General features: G+C 67.2%; 7 protein-coding genes and 2 pseudogenes. 2 read left to right on the top strand and 7 right to left on the bottom strand.

From position 1 onward, the window contains the following. Window positions 1–836: pseudogene (locus EZM81_RS17415) on the top strand (hypothetical protein); the annotation flags it as partial. Window positions 837–857: 21 nt separating this feature from the next. After that, complete coding sequence (locus tag EZM81_RS17410) at window positions 858–2780, top strand: DUF2793 domain-containing protein (RefSeq protein WP_136646647.1); 1923 nt, start codon at window positions 858–860, stop codon at window positions 2778–2780. Between the two features lie 90 nt (window positions 2781–2870). Here the strand turns inward: EZM81_RS17410 and EZM81_RS17405 are convergent, their stop codons facing one another. The 7 genes and pseudogenes from EZM81_RS17405 to EZM81_RS17375 all read right to left on the bottom strand — a co-directional run bounded on the left by EZM81_RS17405 (window position 2871) and on the right by EZM81_RS17375 (window position 10494). After that, window positions 2871–3992 carry an alpha/beta fold hydrolase gene (locus EZM81_RS17405; protein WP_169052408.1) on the bottom strand — a complete coding sequence of 374 codons (1122 nt, stop codon included), beginning with the start codon at window positions 3990–3992 and terminating at the stop codon, window positions 2871–2873. A 97-nt stretch (window positions 3993–4089) separates the two neighbouring features. Further along, complete coding sequence (locus EZM81_RS17400) at window positions 4090–5514, bottom strand: amidohydrolase family protein (RefSeq protein ID WP_169052407.1); 1425 nt, start codon at window positions 5512–5514, stop codon at window positions 4090–4092. Between the two features lie 56 nt (window positions 5515–5570). Continuing rightward, window positions 5571–6413, bottom strand: coding sequence for a DUF6544 family protein (locus EZM81_RS17395; RefSeq protein WP_136646644.1), 843 nt, complete (start codon window positions 6411–6413; stop codon window positions 5571–5573). Next, complete coding sequence (locus EZM81_RS17390; protein WP_136646643.1) at window positions 6410–7393, bottom strand: alpha/beta fold hydrolase; 984 nt, start codon at window positions 7391–7393, stop codon at window positions 6410–6412. The genes EZM81_RS17395 and EZM81_RS17390 overlap by 4 nt, the downstream gene beginning before the upstream one ends. Window positions 7394–7397: 4 nt before the next feature. Then, the gene (locus EZM81_RS17385) at window positions 7398–8036 is read right to left on the bottom strand and encodes a flavodoxin domain-containing protein (RefSeq protein WP_136646642.1); all 639 of its coding nucleotides are present in this window, start codon (window positions 8034–8036) and stop codon (window positions 7398–7400) included. A 25-nt stretch (window positions 8037–8061) separates the two neighbouring features. After that, window positions 8062–9147: a nitroreductase family protein gene (locus EZM81_RS17380; protein ID WP_248298270.1), complete on the bottom strand. Its 1086-nt coding sequence runs from the start codon at window positions 9145–9147 to the stop codon at window positions 8062–8064. Between the two features lie 253 nt (window positions 9148–9400). After that, window positions 9401–10494, bottom strand: a pseudogene (locus tag EZM81_RS17375) (IS5 family transposase). Between the last annotated feature and the right edge of the window lie 159 nt (window positions 10495–10653).

The raw sequence follows: 10653 nt of genomic DNA, 5'->3' as shown, positions 1-10653 counted from the left end.
GCACGCTGGCCTTCGACTTCTTTCCGGGGCCGACCTCGCGCTTCGATCACGGCAATGCGCTGGTGGTCGATCTGCTGTCCGGAACGCTGGAAAGCGTGACCGACGTCGCGCTATTCGGCGGGGCCAATGCGCTGGCGGTCGAGAGTGTCGCTGGCCAATGGGAGATCGTGCAGGCGGGCCAGGCCGCACTGATCGCGCCTGGCCGCTACCGCCTGACCCGCCTGCTGCGTGGCCAGCGCGGGACAGAGCACGCGATGGGTAACCCGGCCCCCGTCGGGGCGCGGGTTGTGGTCCTCGACACAGCGCTGTCCTCGCTGCCCATCGCCCAGGCCGATCTTGGACTGCCGTGGAACTGGCGCGTGGGCCCGGCTGCACGCGCGGTGAGCGACAACAGCTATGCCGCGCTGGGGTTCACTCCGACCGGGCGGGGCCTCGTGCCCTTCGCCCCGGTCCATGTCGAACAGCCCTGGCGGATCGCGCGCAGTCCGGGCGATCTGACCATCCGCTGGACGCGTCGATCCCGCACGCTGGTCGCCGATGCCTGGGAACAGGTCGAGGTGCCACTGGCCGAGGACCAGGAATCCTACGACGTCCAGATCCTCGACGGCGCTGCGATCAAGCGGACACTGACCAGCAGCACGACTTCTGTCCCCTACTTCGCAGCGCAACAGACCGCCGATTGGGGCGCGCCGCTCGGGCCGGGGNACTTCGCAGCGCAACAGACCGCCGATTGGGGCGCGCCGCTCGGGCCGGGGCAGACGCTGGCGATCCGCATCTTCCAGCTCTCGAACCGCCTTGGCCGCGGCACGCCCGCGTCTGTGACGCTGCAATTCTGATCCCAACTCGCGGGAACCCCCATGTCCGACACCACGACCCATCTGGGCCTGCCCTATCTCCTGGCGGCGCAGGCGCAGAAGCATGTCACCCACAACGAGGCTTTGCGCCTGCTCGATGCCATGGTGCAGCTCTCGGTCCTCGACCGCACGCGCATCGCACCGCCCGCGAGCCCGGCTGACGGCAACCGCCATCTGGTGGCCTCTGGCGCGACCGGCCTCTGGGCAGGGTGGGATCTGAACATCGCCTTCTGGGTGGACGGCGCGTGGATCCGGCTCGTACCGCGCACCGGCTGGCTCGTGTGGGTCGCGGCCGAGGGGTTGTTTCTCGTCTGGACCGGCAGCACCTGGACGGTGGTGGGCGAGCCGCGCGACGTCTCGGACGCCGTGTTCAGCCTGGTCAACGACGCCGATCCGACGAAGAAGGCCACCTTCTCGCTGGTGGGGATCACAACAGGCACCACGCGCAGCTTCACGCTGCCCAATACCTCGTCGGAACTGGCGATCCTCGCGGGCACCCAGACCTTCACCGGCAACAAGACGTTTTCGGGGACTCTGACCGCCTCGGGCACGGTGACGACATCCGGGGCCACTGCGACCATCGGCACGTCCACCGGCACCGCAACCTACGGCATGGGGATCGGTGCCACGACGACCGGCACGACCAAGACCGTCAACCTCGGCACCGGCGGTGCCTCCGGATCGACCACGGTCGTGAACATCGGCTCCGCGACGGCTGGCGCGGGCGGCACGACCGTCATCAACACGCCCACCGTGACCTTCGCGAACAGCGTCACGCAGGTCGGCATGCCCCAGGCCAACCTGACCGCGCAGCTTCTGGGCCTCGGTGGGGCCACGGCCGATAGCTACAACCGGCTGTCGGTGAACACCCCGGCCGTGCTGCTGAACAACGCAGGTGCCGGGATCGAGGCTACCGTCAACAAGGCTGCGGCCGGGAACGATGCCGCCTTCGCGTTCAAGACCGGCTTCTCAGCGCGGGCGCTGATCGGCCTTTTGGGCAACGACGACTTCAGCTTCAAGGTCAGCCCGGATGGCTCGGCCTTCTTCGACGCGATCCGGATCGATCGCACCAGCGGCCAGGTGGAACTGCCGCAGCCGACCGTTCTGCCGGGGCTGAGCGCTGCGCCGACCCCGCCGCCCGCAGGGAAGGCCGCCGTCTACGCCCGCAACCGCGCCGGGGCGCCGTGGATCGATGTCATGCGCCCCTCGGGGCGGGACTTTCCCCTGCAGCCGCATTTCGGGGTGAACCGCATCGCCAACTGGGCGCCATCGACCGGCACGACGATCACCGGCGAAGGCCTGCCCATCACTTCGGTCGGGACCGTCTCGCACCCGACGCTGGCCGCCACGAACCTTGCAGCCTCGATGCGTCGCTGGCGGCTGACCTCGGCGGCCGTGGCGGACTCGGTGGCCGACCAGCGTTCCGCAGGCTGGGCCTGCTGGCGCGGGAACGCGGCGGGCCTCGGCGGCTGGACCTTCGTCACGCGCCTGTCCCTCACGACCCTGCAGGCAACGGGCATGGGGTTTTTTGGCCTCTACGGGTCGACCGCCGCGCTGGCCACCACGTTGACACTCGCCGCCGTGGTGAACTGCATTGGTATCGGTTTCCAGCGCGGCACGCATACCCGCTGGCAACTGGTGGCGAACGACGGCACCGGCGCGCCGACGCTGACGGACATGGGCGCGTCCTTCGCCATTGCCACCGGTGGCGTGCTGACCCTGTTCATCGCGGCGCCACCAAATGGGTCATCCGCCTGGGTGCGCGTCGTCGACGAGGTCTCTGGCGCGGTCTTCGAGCAGGAGATCACCGCCGACCTGCCTGCGAACACGCAATTCCTGTCGCCGCGGCTGTTCATGAACACTGGCGCGACCGCGGCCGCCGTCGCCTACGACTGTGCCGGGGTCTATGTCGAGACGGACTATTGATTCGACGTAGCTCTATCCAGCTTTACGCACTAAGAGTTCCGAACCAAATTCTTGCGTTCTGTTTTTTTCAAACCTGTGCGCCCCGCCAACTCACTCATCATGGACGCCCCCCAAGCCGACACTCCTTTTGGCATCGGCAAGTGCGTTTGCCCCTTGCAGGACGTCCTCAAGCAATATCCTTGTCGCACGCTCAGGCTCCTCAAATAGCGGGCTGTGAGCCGAGTTGTCAAAAACGTAGAGTCCCTTGATCGGAGCGTCGATCGCATCGAAGTATGTGCGGGACAGGTCTGGACTGACCGTCCGGTCATGCCGACCGACAAAGAAGTACATTGGCACATGGAACTCGGTCAGCCGTGCGGCGAGGTCATCCCGCAGCATATCCTCCCAGAAGAACGGCCGCGACCAGAGCTTGCCGCGCCAGACGTTGATCTTGTCCATGACGGTGTAGGCCCGGACACGCCAGACCGGCAGGAAGATGCCCGTAACGACCGAGTCGATATCGCGCGTGTGCCCGACGCCGACCCCGTGCATGGCAGCGTCGCGAAGCCGCATCCAGGCGGGCGAGAGACCGTCCTCCATGCTGACGGGCGCGGCCTCGAGTTTGCGGACCATGCCCGCGTCGCCGCGCGCTTTGTAGGCGCCGAGCAGGAAGTCATGCGCCATGACTTCGGACAGGAGCTGGTGGACGATCTGGGCCATGCCGACATAGGCGAGGAAGCGGTCGGGTGCCTTTTCTGCGACCTGAATGCCAAGATAGCTGCCCCACGAGTGGCCGACGAGAAGAATGCGGTCCTGTCCGAAACGCTTGCGCAGGTAATCTGCGACCTCGATCGTGTCCGAGATCATCTGGTCCATGGTCATGGTCTCGGGCGGGATATCGGCCGAGAATGACATGCCCGCGCCGCGCTGTTCCCACCAGACCATGGTGAAATGGCGCTCCAGACCCGTGGGATAGTCCAGTTCCATGAAGAACTCGGTCATGCCGGGGCCGCCGTGGAGGAAGAGAAGCACCGGGTTCGCGGGATCGACACTCTGGATGATCATGCTTTGCGGGATGCCGCCGATCTGGACCGTCACACGTTCAGAAAGGCTGCCGGGTATGGAGTTGCCAGCTTCATCGCGCAGCGGGGCCGGGCGGCCGGGGCTGATGGCGAAGAGATAACCCACCCCGATCAGAAGGACCGCCGTCAGGGATAAGACAACAACCGTCATGGCTCGTTTGACCCGTGACTGTGATCGGTCGCCCGCTTTGGGTCCGCTCTTTTGGTCAGGTGCCATTTTTCCGCTCCGATCCCTCGCTTCGGCATGGCTATTCGCCTTGGTCCAAGAGCCGCGCTTCCATCTCGTCAAGGGCCTGCCGGTCCAGTACGCGCCCACCGATTATGACAGCCTGAGGGCGGCGCAGCGGCGCAAGGCCTTCCAGCGGATTGGTGTCCAGCAGGACCAGATCGGCCCGCCGCCCCGGTGCGATGCTGCCGTCCTGGTCCTTCAGCGCGAAGAACCGGGGCGGAGCAACAATGGCGGTGTAGAGCGCCTCGCGCGGGGTCAGGCCGATTTCGACGTAAAGATCAAGCTCGTCCAGCAGCGAGAAGCCGTGGAAGAGCCAAGGGTTGGCAAAGGACGCGTCCGTCGAGGCAAGGATCGGCACACCCGCCCGCTGCGCCAGAAGGAAGGTCCGGTGGTCAAGCGCGATCGACTGCGCCGCAAGGGCGCGCACCTCGTCCGTCATCGCCTCCAGCCGGAAGTCGGGGCCGGCCCAGGCCGCGCGCACCGCGGGCGGCAGCATCCGGACCCGCGGGCTGTCCGCGGCCGGCCGGTCGCCGACGTAGAAGCCCGCTACCACCAGCGTCGGGCTGACATGCATCCCCGCGCGGGCCATGTCGGCCAGCACCCGACGGCACAGGCTTTCGTCCCAGCTGTCCAGGATGATCCGGTTGCGGGCGGCCATGACGGAAAACACCGCGTCGCGGGTGCCACCCGAAGCCATGACCGACCGCAGATCCTCCAGCATCCGGTCCTCGGCGGTCGAACAGGCCATCGTCACCCGCCCGAAATGCTCGATCCCTGCCTGTCCCGCAGCCAGAGCCGTGCCCAGCGCGACCCGTTCCGGGACATGCCCCACGAGGGGCAGGCCCGCATCCCGGCTGGCCCCGGCAAGCGCCAGATAGGTCGCCTCGTCCAGCATGGAATAGGCCTTCACCGCCGCCCAGCCTTCCGCCGCGATCCGGGCGACCACCGCCCGCGCTGCGTCCGGCGTATCGGCCAGGAACATGCCGGGCCAGGATCCGGGGCTGGCATCGACCCAGGCCCCCGAGAGCACCAGCCGTGGCCCCGCAACCGCCCCGGTCTCGATCCGCGTCTGCAACGCCTGCTGCTCGGCGATCGGCCAGAGCGCGCCCATGTCGCGGATGCCGGTGACCCCGCTCAGCAGATAGAGCGGCAGCGCGGTGTCGGGTTCCGTCGGGGTGGAGAAGATGTGGACATGGCTGTCCCAGAGGCCGGGGATCAGAAAGCCGCCCCGTCCATCCAGCAGCGGCGTGCCGTCCGGGGCGGCAAGGTCGGGGCCGATGGCGGCGATGGTCGTGCCTTCGATCAACACCGACTGGCCGGTCGTCAGGGCCCCGGTCTCGACGTCAACCAGCGTGACATCCGTGATCAGGGCATCGGGCATCGCCTGGCCAGGAAGAACAGCGATGCTGCAAGCCAGAGCAAGGCAGGCGGTCAGGTGTCTCATCGGCATCTTCCCCTTTCCGGGCGAACCTTTGGCTGCACCACTTGGTTCTTCATCCTTCACTTTGCTTCATATCCCGTCAGGCGCATCCGGGCGTAGGTGAAAGGCCCCTCGGGCAGGTGCCAGATGGCGTCGCCCCCGCTGGCAACGTGCCAGCCGCCGAAGTCGCGGTAGTCGCGCAAGGGCGTCGACCAGCGCAGGATGCGCAGAGAGCCATCCTTTGCCAACATGCCGCGGTCATCGGAGATGAAGTCGACCAACTCGCCCGCAGCGTTGAAAACCAACTCGGCCGAGACCGTGTTCGGGCCAAGCGTAAAGGCCACGCGGGCGCGGGTGTCGTCGATCGCGGTCCAGGCAAGGCGCGGGTCGGCCAAGCGCGAGGGAGCATAGAACGCCAGATCATTCAGGATCGTGACGGTCTCCGTCCGGGTCGCCTCGGGGCCGGCCAGCTCGACCACATTGAAAAGACCGGCAAGACGCACCGTCATCGTCGCCCCTTCGGTCGAAAAGTCGTGCAGCACGGCGACCGGCAGCCCCTTCATGCGGCTCGTCATGAAAAAGAGCCGCTCGGGCGTGTCGAAGCGTTCGAACTGCTCCACCGGGCCGGTCATGCCGGGCGCGCCCGGGGCGTCGAACATCGTTGCTTCGAACCGCATGGTGATCTCCGTGACTACGGGGCGCCCGATCGATCCCGTCAACGCGATGTAGCGTTGCACCGGGGGCGGCAGATGCGCGATGTCGGCCTCGGTCAGCACGGCCTGCTCCTCGCGCGGGACGGCTGCCACCTCGACCTTCCGCGTCTCGAATTTGCGCGACAGGCTGGTGGTCCACAAGTAGGCGGCAAGCCCCGCGGCGACGACGAGAAATGTAACCGGAATCCAGATCATCAGTCTTATCCTCATGGGCTGTCTCCTTTCGCAAACCCGGTCTCTCCCGCCCGAAGGAAGCGCGCGATCCGGTCGGCCACGTCATCGTCATGACCAAGCCAGATATGCCCGCCGGTCGGATAGACCGTCAGCTCCGCCCCCGGAATCCGTTCCGCCAGCAGCCGGGCGGTCGCGGCGGTGCCGAAAAGATCGTCCTCGCAGGATAGGATCAGCGTGGGCACTGCAATCCGGTCATGCGCGGTGGTCGTGGGCGTCCCGGCCCAGAAACCGTCGGTCCGCAGGCCGTCGGCCTTGCGGCTGATCGGGAAGATCTGGTCCAGGATCGCCTTGGCGCGGCGGCGCTCGGCCGCGTCCACCTGGTCCAGCAAGGCCGGATTGGTGGCAAGCAGGGTGCGGATCATCTGGCCAGGTGCCAGCCGCGCCAGCGCCCAGAACCACAGGTCCGAGCCCAACACCGCGTCGACCGCCATCCGCTGCACCGCGGTAAAGGCCACCGGATCGCGGTTGGTCAGGTTCGCCGCCGGGACCAGAAGCCCCAGAACGGTGCAGCGGTCGGGGTGGCGGAGGGCGAACTCGGCCGCCGTCAGCGCCCCGGCCGATCCGCCGACGACGGGCAGCCGGTCGATCTCCAGGTGGTCGAGGAGACCCACAAGCACATCCGCCTGCTGCGCGGGCGAGGCGTCGTCGGGAAAGGCGCTGCCCAGATAGCCGAAGCGCGAGGGCGCGACGATGCGAAAGCCGCGGCGGCGCAGGCCGGCGCCGAAGAGCAGCCCCTGATCGAACCCGCCGCCGGTGCCGTGGATCATCATGAGCGGCGGGCCGTCGCCTGCGACCGCATATTCCAGCGCCCCCGCCCGGCTGCCGATCACCTCGGCCTGGCCGAAAAGCCGCGTGTCAGCCTGCGTCCTCGCCTCGCGGAAGGCGCCGGCGGCATAGCCGGCCCCGGCCAGTGCCAGCCCGCCAAGCCCCAGAAGCACGCGGCGTCGCGCGGTCATCCTGTCACCCGATCGCCAGACGCCGCACCAGGCTGTCGGCCCAGGCGTCGATCTTCTGCCAATCCCGCCGGTCCCCCAGCGGCGCTTTCACCATCCGGACCAGCAGACGGTCGATCAGCGACAGGCGTGCGGGGTCGATCTTGCCGGCAAGGAACACCTCGTCCGCCGGCGTGACGATGGCTCGGGCGCTGGCGGTGTACCGCGCCCGCTCGGCCAGGGCCGCGGCATCTTCCCCGAGCGCCAGCATGTGCATCGTGAAGAACGCGACCGGCACCTTCGCCAACGCCGCGCGCTGCGCCGAGAGAAAGCCGGTCATCTCGGGCAGCCAGGTCGCGAAACGTACCGCGCTCCCCAGCACGACGGCGGAATAGCCCTCCAGCCCGGCCACCTGATCCACCTGCCGGACCTCGGCGGCCAATCCAGCCGCGCAGAACCGCTTGGCAATCGCCTCGGCCACTTCGGCGGTCGATCCCGTGCGCGTGGCATAGGCCACAAGAACCTTGTCCGTCATTGCCTGGTCTCCCTTGCAGTCCGACCTGATCAGTTTCGGCGAAGGCCGCCAGACGGCCCCCCCGACGCCCGCAGCCAGCAGGCCAAGCCCGACCATCGCCGCCATGGCCCTGCGGCGGGTCAGGCGGGGCATGGCTGCCACCGGACGCGACCCGCGTTCACGCCAGCACCGCGCTGACCGGGCGGCGCAAGGACATCGGCATCGCGGGCGCCCGCCCGAAGCGGATCACCAAATCCGGCCTCGCCTCGGGCAGCCCCAGCCAGCGCGCGAACTCCCCGCGGATCGCGGGAACCTCGACCGGCTGGTTCAGATGCGCGGTGCGAATGCCAAGGGCCGTCGCTTGCAACGCGAAGCGCTGAAAACTGCGACCGACCCTGATCCAGTGCTCGGGGTCCGCCCGGTCCCCGACGAACACTGCGATCCCGGCCGAGGACCGGACATGGTCGCGGTACTTGTCGGTCTCGGCCGCCTTGGTGAAGAACAACCGGAACATCTGCCGACCGATCCACTCGGGCGCGACCGGATTGCCCGAACAGGCCGAGAAGAGCCCATCGCCCAGCGCCACGGCCGAGGCCGGACTGAAGCGCAGCCAGTCGGCAAGCTCCTGCACGAAGGCCGGGTCGTCCATCTGCGCGGCGTTGCCCTGCACCACATGCTCCAGGATCGCCTCGCGGTCCGCCGCATCGGTGAAGATCAGCACCGACACACCCTCTTCCCGTGCCGCCGCTTCCAGAAGTGCAAGGTCCTCGGCAGAAACCGGCTGCCCGTCATAAACCGACCGAGTGGACTGGCGAAGCGGGATCGCCTGGTAGAGCGGCCCGACGTCGGGTGCCGACCCTGACAGCGCGATGTCGATCCGCGTCTCTGCCCCAGGGTGAATCGTCAGATCGGATACCTGGCCCTGTGCAGCCGCAGCCAGTATCAGGTTCTCGGCTGCGCAGCCCAGGCTGACATAAAGGTGGTGGTCGTCCGGGTCGACGACGGCAGTCCGCCGCGTCAGATCCGGCAGGATACTGACCTGACCGTCAGCCAGTCGGAACTTCCAAGGCTGCGTGTTATGGCCGTTGGACGCAAGCGTCGCCATGCGGACCAACTCCGGCAGTCCGGCATCGGACGCGAGGAGCTTCCGCTGTCGCTCCGCCTCCTCAAGGTAGGAGTCCATCCGCGGCCAGAGGCCGTAGCCGACCGCCCCTGCCGCGGCCAGCGCAATTCCGGTCCCCAAGGCGGTACGGCGAGAAACCATGATCATCTCCAGCTCCCCTCAAACTATTCGGCCTTCTCTGTCCTACACGCCGAAAATCTGCGTTGATCGGTATCAAACAAGAAATCGATTCCTATTGCTTCGGCAAAAACGGGAACGCTGTCCTTGGGCGTGGAGTAGGTGGCGTTGATCGTCACCGTGATGGTCGGCGCGGGATTGCTTGATCAGGATGCCACGGCGGGGCTTCATTGCACAAATCGTTTGAAGGTCAGGGCTCCCCTATTCCCGGACGGACCTATCCCGCGACCTCAGTGATGGGTGTGCCGAGTGCGGTGAAGCCGTTGAGGACGGCGACACAGACCTGGAGCTCGGCGACCTGCGGTCGAACTCGCGTGCGGAGAGGCGTTGGCCGAGCCGCTTGACGCAGTGCATCTTGGTCTCGGCGCGGCTTCGGCGGTGATAGCCGCTCCATCGTCGCCAGATGGTTCGACCGAGGCGCTTCGATGTGCGCAGGATTTCGTTGCGTGCTATGGCCCCGGCGGTGTCGGGCTTCCAGGGCTTCGCGTTCTTGCGGGGCGGTATGATCGCCGCGGCACCTCGGGCGGCAATGGCGTCATGGCACTTGCGGGTGTCGAAGGCGCCGTCGGCGGTGACGCTGGCGATCTCCTGCTCGGGCCGGGTCTGGTCCAGCAGCTCGGGCAGCATCCCTCGCCGGTTCGCTCGAACCGGTGGCGCTCACCGGCTCGACGTCGCCCATGTCGCTGGTGGTGAACTCGGCGGCGCGGATTTCCAGCCGTCGTCAGGGAAACGGTCCACCGGACCGTTTCCTGATCCTCCGCCGTCTCGTCGATGCCGATGTGGATCTTGCGCCAGTCGAGCCACGGTTTCGCCACCGGTTCGAGAAACCGGGGCGAGGGGCGTTTGCTGCCGCCGTGCTTGCGGGCGTTCCATTCCCCTTCGCCCTCGACCTTGATCCCGGTGCTGTCGACCAGCAGGTGCAGCGGGCCGTCCGAGCCGCGGTAGCGAATGTTCACCTTCAGCGTTCGATGGGCTGACGCGGCCGCACTGCGGCCACGGTCCCATCTCACCCTGGCGCCGCGACAACGTGCTGAAGTCAGGCACGGCCCAGTCCAGGCCGATCAGGCATAAGAGGCTCTCGACGAACCCGGTCGTCTGCCGCAGGGCCATCCCGAACAGCACTTTCATCGTCAGGCAGGTCTGGATCGCGGCATCGCTGTAGTCGGGCTGGCGGCCACGCTTGCCGGTCGGCGCGGCCTCCCACGTCATGGCGGGATCGAACCAGATCGTCAGCGAGCCACGGCGCTTGAGCGCTTCATTGTAGCTGGGCCAGTTCCTGGTCTTGTAGGCCGGGGGTGTCGGTCTGCTCATGGCCTCCAGCTATCACGCTGGATTCACGACATGAATCCCCTGTGTGGATTTGTGCAACAGAGCTTCTCCTCACTGCTGTCTCGCTTATGGGCGTCGCCAGCCAATCCGTTGGTCAAACGCTGTTTGATGGCCCTTCGGTAGAAACGCCTGAGCTCCGGG

Source organism: Tabrizicola sp. YIM 78059 (genome assembly GCF_004959785.1).
GTDB lineage: Bacteria > Pseudomonadota > Alphaproteobacteria > Rhodobacterales > Rhodobacteraceae > Tabrizicola > Tabrizicola caldifontis.
This window is presented reverse-complemented; position numbering and strand designations above follow the sequence as displayed.

Coding starts and splice junctions, on each gene's coding strand:
- EZM81_RS17390 (WP_136646643.1), bottom strand. CDS start 7,393: ATGACCGCGCGACGCCGCGTGCTTCTGGGGCTTGGCGGGCTGGCACTG.
- EZM81_RS17385 (WP_136646642.1), bottom strand. CDS start 8,036: ATGCCCCGCCTGACCCGCCGCAGGGCCATGGCGGCGATGGTCGGGCTT.
- EZM81_RS17400 (WP_169052407.1), bottom strand. CDS start 5,514: ATGAGACACCTGACCGCCTGCCTTGCTCTGGCTTGCAGCATCGCTGTT.
- EZM81_RS17380 (WP_248298270.1), bottom strand. CDS start 9,147: ATGGTTTCTCGCCGTACCGCCTTGGGGACCGGAATTGCGCTGGCCGCG.
- EZM81_RS17405 (WP_169052408.1), bottom strand. CDS start 3,992: ATGACGGTTGTTGTCTTATCCCTGACGGCGGTCCTTCTGATCGGGGTG.
- EZM81_RS17395 (WP_136646644.1), bottom strand. CDS start 6,413: ATGAGGATAAGACTGATGATCTGGATTCCGGTTACATTTCTCGTCGTC.
- EZM81_RS17410 (WP_136646647.1), top strand. CDS start 858: ATGTCCGACACCACGACCCATCTGGGCCTGCCCTATCTCCTGGCGGCG.